Raw genomic sequence first — 17,002 nt, 5'->3', positions numbered from 1 at the left:
CAGAAGGTTTTCCACACAAGGGCTGTAGCTTTTGATCGCCTCAAAATAAATTGAAATTCGGGTAAAAACGGTTAAAGCTATTGCTGTCCAATACTTGGGCAAATCTAACTAACAATTTAGCACACTAACTACGGAAGACCCGATAAATCCAGCTCGGTTACTCCTTCACGGGCTGCCTTCTCAATAATTTCAAGTAATTCTGCTCTATCCGTCATTCTATCTCATCCTCACTCAAAGCCACGCGAAAAGGATTATGGCATCTCTTAACTTGGCACAACTCAAGCTAGTCTCTCGCAGCTTTCCACCTCTACCACCTTAACTGATAAATTCCGCAATGGGAATCTTCCCCGTTACCCGCCTTGGAGTCTTCCCCAGCAACGATGAGATCCAATTGCCGAGTAAGCTATTCGGTTCACCGGAATTTAGAAAACCTCTCTCCAAACCTCTCTCCTGCAAGGAGAGAGGCTTTGAATTCTCCTCCTTCCGTGCCAAAAAACGAAGCATCCTTTTATTTTCTCATATAAGCTCCATCGTTGTAGTGTCTATAGGCTTAAGGTGATCCTTTACCCAAGGCTCAATTTTATCTTCTGTTAAAATATCTGCGCCAAGTTCAGAATACATTGAAGTTACTTTTTGATAAGTTCTTTTATAGGCAGGATATTTTGGGTTAGGTGGTAATGTCACAATAGCTAAAGGTAAATCAGGTTGATGTTCCTTGACATCAGAAATCTTCCAAGCAATTGAATTTTGAAGATCTGCCCTGACTTGAACTTCAAAGGAAATACCTTGAGCGGCAAAATAATGTTTCCCATTAGCAACGACAACATCAAATTCATGTTTTTCAAAATGCCCTGACAATGAATAATTATTTTTGACTAGATCTTTTGATCGATCTCCAAGAATATTTCTAATTTTCCTTCTGGTCATTTGAACAGCAAAAGCGCGATCGCGCGGCTTTGGCTTCTCCGGTGGCTCAAGTAAACAGGTATCAGCAATATCAGCTAAAAGGCTTTCTACATCGTCTAGAGAACCACGCGGTTCAGTCAACTGAATGCTATTAAACCAATTCTGAGCGACTCTGATTAAACGTTCCTGCTTGGGAGTCTCATTTGGCGAATCTCCCGGAAACAATAATCCATCAGCAGCCGCATCTTCCATGCGACTAGCGAAATCTTTGAGGAAATGAATATCTTCCATTCCAAAGCGTTTTACCCGTTCCCAATTGTTTAAAAATCGAACACGCACCCGATTATCATCAAAGGCAAGCACACCAATATTGATCCGCTCATCAGCAATCGGATTGGGAACGTATTGGACGATACTGTATCGACTAACCATTGCTCTTGCCTTGTATTCAGAGGATTCACAGAAGTTCGAGTAACTCTTGTTGTCTTCTAGTTAAGTATTCCACCATAGTGATCCGTTCTTCCATTGTAAGCTGCCATTCCTGCGGAGGGACTGCCACCACATGAATAATATCATCTTCAGTTACCCGCTCTAGCTTTTCGAGTGCTTCTTTGAGTTCATTCGCTGTAAAGTTACACGTTGACGATAGTATGGGATCTATTCCTGCACTACTAGCGTGTTTAAGGTCATCTTCTTGCCATTCTGGTCCATTAGGGAAAAAGTGACCATGATCGACAGAGTAAATCAGACGAGGGGGACTATTCTGAAAAAGAAACTGATGATCGTTGGCATAAGTCCATCCATACAATACAGCTAACCGTGCTAGTCTTGGTCGATTATCCGGTTCGCTAGTTGCAATTAACTCCCATTGGTCAAAACAGTCAGGGATGAATTGAGTTCCATGTGCTGTTCCCGCTATAAAATTAGACAGGTTTGGCTCAATATCAATCAATTCTTGAGAAACATATATGATTTTTGCTTTTCCAACAGGTGCATCAATGGCTAAACCAAGTCGCGCAACAATTTGGTCATTAACAATTTGACGACCTGCTTGTTGACCCTTGACAACGTAAATGTTTTTATCTTCACACTGGAGCAAAACTGGCTCAGACTTAGTCCGCCAACCCTTCAGAAAAGTTTTAGCTTTAATTGGTATTTTCTGGTGTAAGATAGCTGATTCTAAGGATTGCCTCCACTCAGCTCTTTTTTCTTGATCGGTTTCACCACCATTCACAAGTCCCGATTACCCCATTATTACCACTTACTCATCTAATAACCAAATATAATATGACGCTTTTATTCCCCGCTAACAGGTGAGGCAGTTCTGATTGTCTCAAAGGGTTCTGAACCTAAGGGACTGGGTGTCCACCCGGTAACGGTTTTGCGTTTTGCCAATAAAGGTTGGGAGTGAACGATGGGTAATCGGACGGCTTCTTGGGCTAAAATTTCATCCACTTGGGCATAGATTTGAGTCCGTTCGGCTTGATCAGTTGTCGCCCTTCCTTGTTCTAAAAGCTGGAGAAGTTCCTCGTTTTTCCAGCCGCCTAAATCTTCGGTTGCGCCGGGACCAAAATGGGCATAGTAAAAGTTATCCGGATCACCATAATCCCCTGTCCATCCCAACATAAAAGCCTGAAATCCTGGTGATTTTCGCCGATCCTCTAAATAGGCTGCCCAATCTTTAGTTTGTAAGTTGACGTTAATGCCAATAGCACTTAATTCGGCGGCGATGGCTTCGGCGATGGGTTTGGGTGTGGGAAAATAGGGACGACTGACGGGCATATACCACAAATCCAGGTCAAAGCCATTAGGATACCCTGCATCTGCGATAAGTTGTTTGGCTTGTTGGGGATTGTAGGGATAATTGATAATTTGCTCAGACTGATACTCCGACAGAGACGGTGGGGTAAAATGATTATCATGTTCACCCAATTCTCCCCAAAAGGCGGGGACAATTTCTGAGGTGTTAATAGCTTGCGCGATCGCACGACGCACCTCTACCTTAGAAAGGGGTTCATAGCTGGGATTTAGCGCCAAATAGCCGACGTTAAACGAGGGACGAAATACGGCGTCTAGGTTGGCATCATTTTCGATTTCTGAGAGTTGATCGGGGGATAGATCTACCGTAAAATTAATCGTACCCGCCCGTAATTGTGCCAACCGTGCCGAAGGATCAGTAATGAAGCGAATCACCAACTGATCAGACTTGGGTAACTCCGGTTTCCAATAGTTCGGATTCTTATCCAGAACTATGCGATCGCCAGTCCGCCATTCTTTAAATATAAACGGTCCCGTACCCACTGCCAAGGACGCAGGCGTACCATAATTCGCCCCCGCTTGTTTAATCGCATCGGGACTTGCAATCCCAAAATAACTCGAAGATATCGCCGCCGGAAATGCGGCAAAGGGTTGCTGGAGGATAAACTCAATGGTATTATCATCCGCGACAACAATATCTTGCAAAATTGAGTCCGGACTTCCCTTATACCCGCCAAACAAATTTGCCCAAATCTCGTAATTTTTTCCCGCATCCCGATAGCCAAACTCACTATCAGGATTCCACCAACGCTCTACATTAAACCTTACCGCTTCGGCATTAAAATCGCTACCATCATGAAATTTAACATCATCGCGTAGCTTAAATGTCCAGGTTTTCCCATCCTCAGATACTGTCCACTCCATCGCCAACCCTGGTTCTAACTCCGTGGTTCCCGGTTTAATACTTAGCAGCATATTGTAGATTTGATGCTGCACGACAAGAGAATTGCCGTCAGTAATATTTCCCGGTTCCAGATTCACCGGTTGTCCACCGGAACCATAAACCAGCGTATCAGCCGGAATCGCGGAACTCTCGCTAGTTTTGGGAGAGGGAGTATCACAATTCGCCAGCCCTAACGCCAAAGCCAAGCCAATAATAACCAACAGAATAGACCGAATCAGCGATCGTTTAGGCGATGCGATCGCACCGATGTTCGTAGTAAGGGCTTTAGCCCTAGATCCGATGAAGTTGTTTGGGGTCAACTGGCGTCATCCAACTCAAGTCGTGGAATAAATATTACATTATTTTGGGCGCACGTCAATCATCCGTTGTGTCACCTTCACGCCATAAGTTTTCCAGGAGTTCGCGATCGCGATTTTAGAGGATCTGATTTCTTTGTGGTTCTGAATGTAGATGGTGAGCGCGAACGCCAAGGCTGGGTTGTTTAGGAAGAAAAAGGTCGCTATCCTGATGTGATTATCGAACTCATGTCACCGTCTACCGCTGCGATAGACGTGGGTGTGAAAAAAGATATTCATCAATTGGAAGGTTTAGTGGAAGTTGTTTTAGAGGTGGAATCCTTAGAGGAATTTATCAACCAGTTATCTTAATTGGTGTATCAATATACGCTTAATAATCGATTATTTGTAGGGTGCGTTAGCGCAGCGTAACGCACCATTCATAACAGATGATTCCTCAAGACATTGGTGGGTTACGGCGGATATTTCACTGAAGGGTTATTGTCTTGATTAAACTCCCGCCTAACCCACCCTACAAGACTGATGACAAAGGACAAATAACAAATGTCAAAAGAATAACCCCTTCTGCTTGACTCGACAGAAGGAGTTTACTAGGCTTCTATTTTAGGTAAACTCGGAGGGAAATACTTGAGGCTCAATTAAGCCTTGTTGTTCTTTTTGGACTGTTGGCGCTTGAGCAAACCGCCGATTCCTAGAGCGGTAGCGGAACCTAAGATGGTGAGGGGTTCGGGAACAGCCTCAGGATCTGTAACAGGTTTGGGTGCTTCATACACGGTGAAGTGAGATAAACCGGGACCTGGCTGACCGTTACCTTTTACAACCCCATTAGTATTCCATGAGCCGCTAGTCGCACCATCAAGTAAATAGCTACTGAAGGAATTACCACCTTTGAGGACAACCATTATATTAGATGTGTTGAAATCGATGCCTGTCAGACTCCAGCCTCCTGATGTACCGCCACCAGTAACATTCAAGCCACCATTAGTGCCACTATCATCATCTACTTTAAATAGTTGTGACCATGCATCAACACCAAATAGACCACCTAAATCTTGATTAGCATCATTACCAGCAAAAGTACCTTCACAAGCTACAGAGCCATTTAGGTCTGAAGTGCTACACGAATTTGTTAAAGATGTTAAGGCGGCTTGAGCAGGAGAGAAAGCTGAAGATGCAACAGCGATTCCAGCAGCGGCTAAAACAGAGGGAACGAGAGAAGAGAATTTCATGTAATGTACTCCTTAGGACTAGATAACTCGATTGCTGAAGCGTTTGGACTGATTTGCTTCGGCTTGTTTGCTTTTCTATATTCACACTATAAGGGACTTCACTTAGGTGTTGGGTAAAGTAGCAATGAAGAATGAGTTAATTTGTGTAAACTTTCGATGAAGATTAATCGCTATAAGGCGAGATGCCTTATTGGGTAAGGATTTGAGGATTTGATCAAAGTATCGGTATTCATGCCCTCTTGAGTAAAAATAACCACAAAGAAGACCCCCAGCCTGGTTTTTTGACGCAGGAAGACTATTGGGGGTCAATCTTTTTGTGATATTGGCTAAGTTACTTGTTTTAGTTGTTGTAGGTTGGGTTGAACGAAGTGAAACCCAACAGATTATTGATGAGACTCATAAATAAACCCAACCTACCTCCTGAATTGCTCAATAAAGCCAAACAAAAGGAAGAATACAAGGTGTAAATGCTTTTTTATATAACTTATGACGTATGAATAAGGATGGGTTTCGTTGCTCAGTTATTAGTGACAAGCTAGCTTGATTTTCTAAAGGGAGTCCCTAAAATAAGACTTATAATTGATTACTTTCAGACCTGGCGGCGGCTACGCCAGTAGCAGCTACAACCGAGGGAACAAAAGCAGAACGTTTCATGTCAGTGCTGTTTAGGACTAGTTAACTCAATTTAATATTAGATAGTTGCTGGATGTGAGCAAAACCCTGAATCGCTTGCCATATCTGGCTTAAGCTTCATTGAATTCGCTCTATCGTTCACTATAAAGTATCCTTCGATACATGTCTATAAAGCTTCGATGAAGATATCCGGAAAATTAACCCTTAATTTAAAGTTTTGATGAAGATGTCTGGGATTTCCGTGAAAATACGGTAAAAATGGCGACATTATTCCGGCTGAAAACCCGATATAGTAAGGCTTTGATGATTTTCGAGTCTGATTACACTAGAGATATCGTGATTTGCCGTCTTGATAGACCGCACCGTAGAAATACATAGAAGCTTCCCAGTCCTCTAATGGAACCAGGGGAACCAACCTGCTGAATAAGAGAAGGAAGTAGGGACACGATAATATCGTACCCCTACCATACATAAATGGCGTGTGGGCTTAAGTCCTACATTTATTTTTTGATCCCGAACCGCCAGAACATCTGTTGAGATTCTGTGCGCGATCGCTTCTTTCTCCAATGACACACTCGCTCCCGTGCGAGATATATATCGTATCCCAACAAATACCTGGAATCACTCGCTACGTCTTGCCCAACCGGTTAAGCGCCAAATACTGACAAACAACGCCCCAGAAACCAAAGCGCCCAAATTCCACTTCACCGAATTCTCCAGTAACCGCAAGCGCCGAGACTTCTTCTGGGATTGAGCTTCCTCCTGCATCCGAGTCTCACCCTGTTCCAAAAATGTCGAAAGCTGCTCCTTCACCTCAGCTAACTGTTCAGTGCCTTGAATCTGTGGCGTGCGCCCTTGACTATCCAATTGACTAATCAGAAACTGCATCTGTTCTACAGTCGTCGCTTGCCCTAGCGCCTCTCTCACCTGTTGAATCTGCTCTTGGCGCTGTTCAACTTGTCGCTCAACCTGCTGCTGATTCTGCCTATCCAACCGTATTGTGTCCACAATCCCCAAGGGAACCAGTAAAAAGTACAAAACCCCCACCAGCAAAGCTAGCCAGGACAAAATATTCAGAATCAGAGGTTCCCATCGAGTACGTTGATCTCGTTCGCCTAGAAACACCAGCGCCAATCCCAGCAACGGTACGGGAACTCGTTCCACCAATTGTCCGATAGTCTGAAACTCCCAAGCAGGATTCATCAACACCGGAGGTACAAATATTTCTACGACATCGAAAAATGCCAAAACTAATAACCCATAGCCGATCCACCGCGCCACTGCGATTGACTTGGATAAACCAGCGCTAAACTTCCACAGTTGGTCGATCGCGGGAACAAATTTATCTTTTTCTTCTGATTGCGTCATGGTTTTAATTATCGGTTATTTGTCATTCGTCATTAGTCATTCGTCATTTGTCATACTCGCTCCCTTGAGAAGCAGGCTACGTCTTATGTCCGACATAATGATCACAACTAATTCATTGGCTAGCAGACTAATGACGTTTAACGTTCAATAGATTATCTCGTTTTCCCTACCTCTGGAAACAGATTGTCTAAATTATGAGTGGTAAGTAGTTCGGCATTTAAACCATAATGTCAAGAATTGGGAAATCCTTGTAGTGTGTTAAGCGAAGCCATGCCGCAGGCTTTGCATCTTGCTCACTACCTATACACAATTTCAATTCATGCCAGCTTCCGAATGTAAAGAGGCGCCGTAGCCCATCTCTACCGACGGCTGCAATGCTAACGACTCAACCCTGGGAAGCCTAGTCGCTGACTTTCCTTGCCCTTTCTCAGCCAGGGTTGCCAGAATGACTTTCAGCAACACCACGAGAACGGCACCAAAAATCAGCGCTAACACAAAAATCCGCACCTGTTTCCAGGACATTATGCCTCCTCAGCCTCCGGAGAACTCGCGTCCTCCAGCCGCAGCAGGAACCAGTAAAACACGCCGAAAACCATTACGGAAATCATCCCGAAGACTAGAGAACCTTCGCCTTCATGCCAGTATTTAAACGCTTCCATATTTTGGGCATTTGCCAGCACCGCCATCAACGCCACCCGGAAGCTATTGACGACAAATCCGACAACCAACGCCATGATTGGCACGAAATACTGCTTGCGGCGACTGATGGGAAACATGATCAGACAAATCACCGATAGTCCCAGCACATAGGTCATTGCTTCCATACCGGAACAGCCATGATACACCTTAACGCCACCATCAGGTAGGTTAATAAAGACCTTATCGTATAGATAGACTTGAAAGCCCATATACCACAGCATGAACGCCGAAAATTTAGCCGTGATTGGTGAAATATCCGGTATAAATGAGGCAATTGTTGCCGGTCCACCGAGAAAAAACAGGATGGTTATTTCTTGCCAGTATTGTTTGAAGGCTTTAAACCCAGAGGCAAGTAACGCCACACCAATGGCAGAAATAAACGGCAGCAGGCGCAGTAGCGGTGCTAACCTCTGCACATTTTCATTAGTTAGCCTCAACCCACTGATGTGGGCGCTATACGAGAGGACAAAGGCAATAACTAGCGCTCCAATAATGCTAGGGACAACTCCACTTTCCAGATTTAACTCGTGGCGTTTGCCCCAAAGCAGGGAACCAACCGCTAGCCAAAACAAAACACTCATGCCAAGCTGGGCTTCATCTCCGGCTTTCCAACTGAGTGTCATGTAAATGGCAACTAAGCCAGCGGCGATGGCAAGAAGCCAATAGGGGGGGATTTTTAATCGTTGCAGGGGTGTGAGGGAGGTCGCTTTCATGGTGCTTTTTGGGTAGAAACGATTAGAGAGAAAATTAGCCAAACTGAATGCCTATCATTACATCATTAAAGTCGATATCACTATCGTTTGTCAGGTCTTCCCAGGCAAATTCATTGGGGGACAGTCGCCAGAAGTTATCGATCGCGTTGGGGTTCGCGGCAATTAATGAGAAAAAGGCTAAGGGCGAATTCCCCAGTAAATTGTCGGGATTTTCCCGTAAAAACTGTTCCGTTGTGCCGTTTTGGATCAGATACCATCCTAAAACGCGATCGCTCTCCACATTCAGTGTCCGTTGCCCATTCCCCGTCTCTCCCGGTGCAACGATAACCTGGCGATTCGGCTGAGACAGGGCAGCTGCAGCATATCCTGGATCACCAGGGAATAAATTACCGATTCGCCCATTCGGGTGATCAAACAAAAATAAACCCAGTTCATGATTAATCGGGTTATCTTGTGCCATCCAGTTTAAAATCAGGGATCTCATCTCACCCAACTCCCCTGGCACCGTCCAATCGGCGTTACTCACATTGAAGATAACATCATTAAAATCTTGATCGCCGCCACCCGTGAGATCTTCCCAAGCCAGTTGCACCATCCCATCCCCCAACTCGGTGCGTTGAACATGGTTAAACTGATCAGGATTTGCCGCCGTGACGGAGAAAAAGGCAATGGTTTCGCCATCTAGACGATTATCCGGGTTCTCGGCTAGCCAGTCTGCCCTGGTACTATCCTGAATTAAATAAAACACCCAATAGTCTCCCGCCTGGAGGCTCAAATCTACACCCTTACCTACATTTTCACCTCGGGCAAATAATACCTGACGTTCGGCACGGGTTAAGGCTTGCTGGGCATATCCCGGATCACCAGGGCGCACGCCATTCACCGTTCCCATCGCATCATCGACTCGCAAGACACCGACTTCATTTTTAAACTGGGCTTCTCGGAACGTCCAGTCGAACTGTAAGCGCACCGCCTCTCCGGGAGTTCCACCCACTTGGAAAACGCCCTGAGTTGAACCAATTTGTGCCAGATCCACTAAACCAACGGGTAGAGTAGGTGTAGGTGTTGGTGTTGGGTTATCATCATTTTCATCAACATCCGCGATCGCAATTTCAAAGCTCTCTTCAAAAGAGAAGCCATCGGTATCGGTACTGAGGACAGTAATCAGATAACTTGTATTAGTCTCAAAGTCTAATGTAACGTCATCGGCAACGAGCAATTGATTTTCAGCGATCGCAAACCGTCCTCCGGCATCATCAATTAACGTGTAAGTATGGCGATCATCCGTATCTGGGTCAATCGTCGAAAGCTCACCCACAACCGTCCCCGGTGAAGCATTTTCAGCAACGGTTTGATTATCTAAATCAATGTCTGTAGGCGGATTACCAACAGGAGTTACTGGACTTTGCCAAACCGAGAAAAAGGCATCCTGACTTCCACCCGAAGTCCCCTGAAGCGGATTAACCGTAATCATATTCGTACCAGCATTTGTGGACACCATCGCCCGGATATCTCCAAACACCGCCACCCCATTCACCTCAGAACCCGATGGATTACCTCCCGACCAAAGTCCCACCAGTTCCCGTTGCTGGAAATCTTCACTTACGGCAATTACTGCCCCCTCAAAGCCACTGTAAGGTCCCACAGGAGTACCATTAATTCGCAACTCGTTGCGATCGGGTAAAGAAGCACCCGCTTGACCCCCAATATAAACTCTGCCATTAGCATCCGCCGTAATTGCATTAATCGCAAAGGAATTCCCTTTACCACTGGAAAGGCGGGTGAGGAAAATCTGACTCTGATCCAGAGTTCCTGTCGCCGGATTCATGCGGGCAAAATAGGCAAATTTCCCGCCACCACTGTTCGAGGTGTTTGTGTAGTTGTCGATGTTAATATTGCCAGCCGATTGGCTGATAGTTTGGGGATCGCGTTGAAAAACGCTATTCCCGCCATCCAAACTCCCGGCAAAGTAAAGCTGATTATCTCGTCCAATCGCCACCCGTAACCCGCGCGTATCTGCGCCTAAATTCTCTCCGGCGGCTTCATTAGCCGAAAAATTATAATTTTCCCAGTTAATCTCACCCGTGTAACTATAGCTGCGGAGTAAGGGAAGCTGTAAATTATTACTTACCTGTCGATATCCGGTGACAAATACTGATGAGGTATTACTATCAATTGCCACATCTGCAATCTGAGTTCCGGCTACAGTAAAGTTCCCGATGGGAGTCCCCTGGGGATTATAAACCGTCACCTGATCGTCCGCCAGGACAGCCACCCGACCTTGTTGATCCACCGCGACTCGTTGGGCGCTACCGGGATTGGCACTCCAGAGAACCTGACTGGCGTCACTATTGAGGGTTTTGACTCCAAAGTCACCGACAACCGTTATGTTGCTATTATTGCGATTGAGATCCAAGTCATCCACATCAGCACCCACCTGAGTGACTGAGAGTCTCGTTTGTCCCGTCGAATCCAAACGGATGACTGCCCCCTGTCCATCTGCTAAACTCTGAGTCGGTGTTAAATCAAAATTCCCGCCAATCACAATAGTTCTGTCTGGGGCAATTTCCACCGCATTGCCACTATCATCCCCACTTCCCCCCAAAAAACTGGCACTATTAACCGTGAGATTATTATCCACCGCATCCAGTACCGCCTGATACGCCGACTGCGCCCACTTATGCAACGCCACATCGGATTCAATGGTTCCCTGAGATACTTCCAACTCCCAGTCACCACCCAGGGCTGCACTCCCCGTGCGATCGCTAGAAGCGGCGACATCCGCGCCCGTCAACTGACTCACCTGTTCGATGAACTGCTGTCCTGACGCAGTTGCTGCCAGATTACAGCCATAGAACAGGATATCAGCATCTGCTGTTAACGCCCCTGCCCAGGTTTGCAACTGACTGGCATAAGTATTCAGTGTATCCAGGTTCAACTCTCCTGTGCCTAATTGCAACCCTGCCGACATACCATGGGAGATAATCTGAACACTGGAGAGTCCTTGACGTTGTGCCAATACCTGAGTCATTTGGCTAACTCCATCTTGATTGGGTGTCAGCCTAACCACCTCAGCCCCAGGGACAACCCCAGCCACTAAGGTTTCAGCGTCTGCAATCCCAGCGTCTACGAATACTAAAGTACCACCATTGGCGTTCCCCAGATCCAACCCAGTGAGGATATCTCGCCCTGTCACATTCTCTGATTCAGCATTTAATGTCTCTGGAACGTCTACGCTAGATAAGCGGCTCTCTAGTAACGGAATTGCCGCTTCAACGTCAATATCTGGAAGTGGCAGTAACTCTGGGATATACGCCTCACCGACAAGGCTGCGATCGCGGTTTTGGAAGCCATTGACTCCCTCGATTGGATTGAACCCTAGTCCCTCTGAGTATCCCGATAACCTGTCCACCTCAGCGGATAAGATCCACCCTGTTCCCGGTTCTATGAATTCCATCTGATGCACCCTATTATCGCCATTGCCACTCCAATCTAGCCTGAGGCATTAGGAAAGTGTGTAGGGGCGGGTTTCACTACTATCGTTGCTTACCCTCACCCAGATGTGACTAAACCCGCCCCGCCTTCCTTGTCTCCTAACGAATGACAAATGACGAATGACAACTTTAAAAAACGCAACATTAAAGAGAGTGATTTGCAAGAATAGTTTACATTTTTTTGCTCTAATCTTGGTTAAGCTAAAAATAACAGAGGAATTCAAGGAAAAAATTATGAATGCTATTTTAGGGACTAGCGCCAAGCGACCCACCTGGCAAACGATTGCTCTGTTTGTCTTGGGTCTGTGGTTAAGTAGTAGCTTTATTCTAGACTTCGTGATCATGCCCACTCTGGGAACGGCTGGAATGTTGAGCGACGCCAGTTTTGCCAGTGCGGGTTATTCGATTTTCTGGATGTTTAATCGGATCGAGTTACTCTGTGCCGCTTTAGTTTTAACCAGCCTTTTGGCAATACGTGGCACATCTAATCTCTATCATCATGTCCGACGCTGGTCGATCCTATTATCTGGGCTTCTGTTAGCAATTGCTATCATTAATACCTACATCATGACACCCCAGATGAGCGCTCTAGCGATGCAACTGAATCTGTTTGAGCCAGCAACGGGTATGGCAAGCGGAATGGTTGAGATGCATGAAGGCTATTGGTTCTTAGAAGCGATTAAATTAATTGTCGGTGCGACTGTATTGGCTTGGTGTTATCACGATTCGCGAGAAATTGCTTAATAGGTTTTGCATGCAATTGAACCACCATCGGTAAGGGTACGACGTGTCGTACCCTTACTGGTGTGACACACCTTAATTGGTGTATTAAATCAGGCTTGTAGTAAGGGCTTTAGCCCTAGACTCTGTTGAGTTTCCTGGCGTCAACCCAACCTACAGCTAAAATTGTGGAATAAATTTGACCATTGAATGGGGCGCAAGCCTTGCGCCCCTACTACCACTATTATTCGACATTCGACAATCGACAACGTTGAACTGCTCCGGCGGACTCTCCCCGAATTCGACGTATCGCGACTTCTAATTCACTTAAATCTTCTTGCAAACCGCAATACTGAACTTGCAGAGTCTGTAATGTTTCCGCTTCCACTGTCTTGCGCTCTTCTAACTGACGCAACTCAGTTCGAGCCGTCGCGATTCGTTGTTCCGTGGTTTGGATTTCTGCTTGCAGGGTACTTAAACGCTGTTGTACAGTGCTGAATTCACGACGAGAAACTTCTAGGCGTTCTTGAGCGGTTTCGATTTCGCCACGTACCGCTACCAGTTGTGCTTCTAGGCTTTGCCGTTCACTCTGAAGTGACTCAACTCTGGCTTCGGCGGTGCTAACCTCTTGTCGAACTTCAACTAACCGTTGTTGAGAGCGGCGTACAGACAATTGAGAGGATTCCAGACGTTCTTGAGCCGTTTCAATTTCCTCCCGTACCGCTACCAGTCTTGCTTCTAAGCTTTGGCGTTCACTTTGGAGTGATGTCAATTCGACTTGGGCGGTGTTAATCTCTTCTCGAACTGCAACTAACTGTTGTTGAGATTGTCGCACCGAAGATTGAGAGGCTTCCAGGCGTTCTTGAGCCGTTTCAATTTCCTCCCGTACCTCAACCAGTCTCACTTCTAAGGTTTGGCGTTCACTCTGGAGTGATGTCAGTTGGGCTTGAGCGCTACTAACTTCCTCTCGCACTTCGACTAATCGTTGTTGAGATTGTCGCACAGATGCTTGAGAGGATTCCAGCCGTTCTTGAGATGTCTCAATTTCCTCCTGTATCGCCACCAGTCTCGCCTCTCGACTTTGGCGTTCACTTTGGAGTGATGTCAATTCGACTTGGGCGGTGTTAATCTCTTCTCGAACTGCAACTAACTGTTGTTGAGATTGTCGCACAGATGCTTGAGAGGCTTCCAGGCGTTCTTGAGATGTTTCAATTTCCTCCCGTACCTCAACCAGTCTCGCTTCTAAGGTTTGGCGTTCACTCTGGAGTGATGTCAGTTGGGCTTGAGCGCTACTCACTTCCTCTCGCACTTCAACTAACCGCTGTTGAGATTGGCGCACCGCCGCTTGCGAGGATTCGAGTTGGGCTTGGGTGGTTTCAATTTCTTCTCGAATGGCGACTAACTGTTGGCGAGATTCCCGAATTTCCACTTGGAATGATTCGAGTTGAGTTTGGGCGGTTTGAATTTCTTCGCGCAGGGCGACTAATCGCTGTTGCGATTGACGTACTTGGGATTGGGAGGATTCAAATTGGGCGGTTAGGGTTTGGCGTTCATTCCGCAACGTCTCTAATCGGGCTTCGGCGGTGCGAATCTCTGTTTGCAGCGCTACAAGTCGCTGTTGGGCGCCACGAACTTCGGTGGTAGATTCGCCAGAGGTGGTAAGAATAGAGAGTAAGGTGGTTACTTCTAAATCAGTTGCATCATAACTCGCCGCCCGTTCTAAAGACGCGATCGCTTGTTCGTAACGCTCTAATTGATACAGTGCTAATCCCCGTCTTTTCCAGGCGAGGGCGTTTCGCGGTTCAAGTTCTAAGGCTTGATCACAACTGGCTACCGCGTCTTGATACCGTTCCAGTTTATACAGTGCGGCGGCGCGATCTACCCAAACTGACGCCATCTGCTCATCAATTTGCAAAAGTTGATCATAGATGGAGAGCGCCTGATTATACTGTCGCAACTCAGATGACAGCACTTGGGCAATTTGCTTGGGTATGACTGTAGTGATTAAGGTTTGTTCATACTCCGATTCAGCGTTTAAGCGTAAGGTTTGTTGCCAAGTTGTCACCGCCGCCTGATAGCGTTGGAGTTGGTATAAGGCTTGTCCTTTCTGATACTGAGCTAAAAGATAACTGGGTTGAAGTCGAATCGCTTCATCGTAGGATGCGATCGCGCTTTCGTACTGTCCCCAACTGCTGAATATTTCACCGCGCCAGTACCACGCCAAGAACGCATCTGGCTGAATCTGCACAATCCGCTCTAAGATCGCGATCGCCTCACGATATTTTCCCACACCCCGTAACTGGCTCACCTGTTGCCACAATTGATCCAGCAATTGCGCTTGTGCGATCGGCATTGTGGTGGGAGTGCGATCGAACTCCATGGGTTCAATTGGGGGTTGCACCGTCGCACTGGCGATACCACCAGTCATCAAAGTTGCTAGGGCTACACTTATCTGAATCGGGATTTTTGACATACTAACTCCTCAGACCTCAAGATACCATCAACGAGAATAACTCCATTGATAGTTAAATTAATGTATAACTTTATCAAGTTCTTTGTTTATATACTACTTTTGATTAATAAATCCGTAATATCTTAGCAGAAGTTTAGGAATTAGTTATCTCTAAAGAGAGCGTAGACTGTTTTTTGACGACATAATCATCGTCATTTGCCATTGGCTTCTATTGACAGACAAACGCAATTACCCCAGACGCGATCGCACCAATTTAGTTACTCCCTTCCCACTTTACGCAATATAGCAGTTCCCCAGCCAATGCGGTACACCAAATTGTAGGGGCGCAAGGCTTGCGCCCTTGGCACAGTAGCTCACCAGACCGGGAAACGCTATAGTGTTATCTAGAATCATCAGGTTTACCCGTTGGAGATACAGGGGATTAGTCAACCGAGTAAAAATAAATAGTATGCTTAGTAAATTGATTAAACTAACGTATGAAATTGAACTCCAAACAGGAGAGCCATTGGCTCTTCCAGACTCTTTAGTTGAAAGCATTGGGGCGGGTCGTTGGTTAATTACCATTGAACCATTTACAGAAGAAGAGAATACACCAGTTGTTATCCGCCAGCATAATGCTTTTTTAAACGGTTACGCCCCAGAAGACGAGGGACTCTATGACGACTATCCAACCCGGTGAGTTTTGGGTGGCAGATATTCCATTCACAAGCGGTGGCGGTTCTAAAAAGCGTCCCATATTGGTACTTTGGGTAGATGGGGATGATATAGTGGCAGCAGTAGTCACATCAGCAAAACCTCGCACACAGACTGATGTACCTCTTAATGATTGGTCAGCAAGTGGTCTACGGGTTGCTTCAACGGTACGTTTGTCTCGACTAGACTGCCTCGAACAGTCTTTGTTACTGGCGAAAATTGGGCGACTCTCTCAAGCCGATGCGGAGCAGTTGAAACAAGTATGGGATATGTATATTAAACCTCAATTTTGATTTACAAATTAGTCGTAAAACAACTCTTCTGCTGACATTCCACTGGCTTTGACGATTTCATTTGGAATTACAACACTCATCTTTTTTTATTCTCCCGTATCTTAGATTTGTTAAGAGCGATCGCGGATTAAATTGCTGATAGAGTAGTATGCTGATTCTCCAGGTAGTTCTGGAAATCTTCCCCGACTTCACGAATATCTGGATCATCATGTTCTACTGCTCTCTGAGCAAGCCTTTTAGCAAGTTCTCTATCAATATCGAGATATAATTCTAGTAATCGTCTATACTCTTCGTCTGTTCCATCTTGGAGTAAGGGTTCAGCCCTCTTTCCGATATTGGCTAAAAGCCAATTTTTAGGGAGCGAAAGAATAACTTTCTGGCAAAGTTCAATATTGGACTGAGAGACACTGGCTAAATCAAGCAAATCATTAAACAAATTTTGACGCTCTTCGAGTTTTAGATACTCTATGAGTCTCAGTGCTGTACCTCTTTCAGTGGGATTGTGTAAAGCTTTCTTGATGAATCCGATTCGGTCAGGAGAATTATTGAGGAAGTCTTGGCGAGCTTGAATATAGGCAGTTTCTTGGTCAAACACTTTCTGCCAAAGTTCGATATCGTTGTTTGTGGGTTGCTCTGGAAACATGGCTTTTAATTCTTATCCCTATCTTATTTCCTTCTTCCCAGCGTACACCCATCCACTGGTGAGAAATTTTTCCACAAATTCTGTAAATGGCATTTCTCAACTGGGGTAGATTGTGTGATG

Annotated in this window: 13 protein-coding genes and 1 pseudogene; 4 read left to right on the top strand and 10 right to left on the bottom strand. The window is 45.8% G+C overall.

Annotation, left to right across the window (positions count from 1 at the left end; translation table 11 throughout):
• Nucleotides 1–516 precede the first annotated feature (516 nt).
• From RIG66_RS13315 to RIG66_RS13305, 3 genes are all read right to left on the bottom strand, one after another.
• Entirely contained in the window at nt 517–1,338 is an 822-nt protein-coding gene (locus tag RIG66_RS13315) for a DUF3037 domain-containing protein (protein WP_446378723.1), read from the bottom strand.
• Between the two features lie 25 nt (nt 1,339–1,363).
• The gene (locus RIG66_RS13310; protein ID WP_446378721.1) at nt 1,364–2,140 is read right to left on the bottom strand and encodes a HipA family kinase; all 777 of its coding nucleotides are present in this window, start codon (nt 2,138–2,140) and stop codon (nt 1,364–1,366) included.
• Nucleotides 2,141–2,202: 62 nt separating this feature from the next.
• Nucleotides 2,203–3,867: an ABC transporter substrate-binding protein gene (locus RIG66_RS13305; protein ID WP_446378727.1), complete on the bottom strand. Its 1,665-nt coding sequence runs from the start codon at nt 3,865–3,867 to the stop codon at nt 2,203–2,205.
• A gap of 162 nt (nt 3,868–4,029) precedes the next feature.
• Between RIG66_RS13305 and RIG66_RS13300 the strand changes: the two are divergent.
• Nucleotides 4,030–4,206 (top strand): annotated as a pseudogene (locus tag RIG66_RS13300) (Uma2 family endonuclease); the annotation flags it as partial.
• A gap of 356 nt (nt 4,207–4,562) precedes the next feature.
• Here the strand turns inward: RIG66_RS13300 and RIG66_RS13295 are convergent.
• The 5 genes from RIG66_RS13295 to RIG66_RS13275 all read right to left on the bottom strand — a co-directional run bounded on the left by RIG66_RS13295 (nt 4,563) and on the right by RIG66_RS13275 (nt 12,023).
• Entirely contained in the window at nt 4,563–5,153 is a 591-nt protein-coding gene (locus tag RIG66_RS13295) for a PEP-CTERM sorting domain-containing protein (protein ID WP_446378719.1), read from the bottom strand.
• A gap of 1,254 nt (nt 5,154–6,407) precedes the next feature.
• Entirely contained in the window at nt 6,408–7,154 is a 747-nt protein-coding gene (gene hpsJ-A, locus RIG66_RS13290; RefSeq protein WP_446358141.1) for an HpsJ-like protein, cyanoexosortase A-associated, read from the bottom strand.
• Nucleotides 7,155–7,466: 312 nt separating this feature from the next.
• The gene (locus tag RIG66_RS13285; RefSeq protein ID WP_446378717.1) at nt 7,467–7,676 is read right to left on the bottom strand and encodes a hypothetical protein; all 210 of its coding nucleotides are present in this window, start codon (nt 7,674–7,676) and stop codon (nt 7,467–7,469) included.
• Nucleotides 7,676–8,566, bottom strand: a complete 891-nt coding sequence (gene crtA, locus RIG66_RS13280) for a cyanoexosortase A (RefSeq protein ID WP_446378715.1) — start codon at nt 8,564–8,566, stop codon at nt 7,676–7,678. The genes RIG66_RS13285 and crtA overlap by 1 nt, the downstream gene beginning before the upstream one ends.
• Nucleotides 8,567–8,600: 34 nt before the next feature.
• Nucleotides 8,601–12,023: a DUF4347 domain-containing protein gene (locus RIG66_RS13275; RefSeq protein ID WP_446378713.1), complete on the bottom strand. Its 3,423-nt coding sequence runs from the start codon at nt 12,021–12,023 to the stop codon at nt 8,601–8,603.
• Between the two features lie 271 nt (nt 12,024–12,294).
• Here RIG66_RS13275 and RIG66_RS13270 point away from each other — a divergent pair, with 271 nt between their 5' ends.
• Nucleotides 12,295–12,804, top strand: coding sequence for a DUF4149 domain-containing protein (locus RIG66_RS13270; RefSeq protein WP_446378711.1), 510 nt, complete (start codon nt 12,295–12,297; stop codon nt 12,802–12,804).
• 220 nt (nt 12,805–13,024) lie between these two features.
• On the opposite strand, the gene RIG66_RS13265 is transcribed toward RIG66_RS13270, so the two are convergent.
• The gene (locus tag RIG66_RS13265; protein WP_446378709.1) at nt 13,025–15,253 is read right to left on the bottom strand and encodes a tetratricopeptide repeat protein; all 2,229 of its coding nucleotides are present in this window, start codon (nt 15,251–15,253) and stop codon (nt 13,025–13,027) included.
• A gap of 448 nt (nt 15,254–15,701) precedes the next feature.
• Here RIG66_RS13265 and RIG66_RS13260 point away from each other — a divergent pair, with 448 nt between their 5' ends.
• Together RIG66_RS13260 and RIG66_RS13255 are read left to right on the top strand one after the other, a co-directional pair.
• Nucleotides 15,702–15,932: a hypothetical protein gene (locus RIG66_RS13260; RefSeq protein ID WP_446378707.1), complete on the top strand. Its 231-nt coding sequence runs from the start codon at nt 15,702–15,704 to the stop codon at nt 15,930–15,932.
• Nucleotides 15,910–16,239: a type II toxin-antitoxin system PemK/MazF family toxin gene (locus tag RIG66_RS13255; RefSeq protein WP_446378705.1), complete on the top strand. Its 330-nt coding sequence runs from the start codon at nt 15,910–15,912 to the stop codon at nt 16,237–16,239. Before RIG66_RS13260 ends, RIG66_RS13255 begins: the two co-directional genes overlap by 23 nt.
• A 127-nt stretch (nt 16,240–16,366) precedes the next feature.
• On the opposite strand, the gene RIG66_RS13250 is transcribed toward RIG66_RS13255, so the two are convergent.
• Complete coding sequence (locus tag RIG66_RS13250) at nt 16,367–16,882, bottom strand: hypothetical protein (RefSeq protein ID WP_446378704.1); 516 nt, start codon at nt 16,880–16,882, stop codon at nt 16,367–16,369.
• Between the last annotated feature and the right edge of the window lie 120 nt (nt 16,883–17,002).

This window comes from Coleofasciculus sp. E2-BRE-01 (genome assembly GCF_040221695.1).
Taxonomy (GTDB): Bacteria; Cyanobacteriota; Cyanobacteriia; order Cyanobacteriales; family Coleofasciculaceae; genus Coleofasciculus.
Note: the sequence above shows the minus strand (reverse complement) of the source record. Positions and strands in the feature narration are given on the sequence as shown.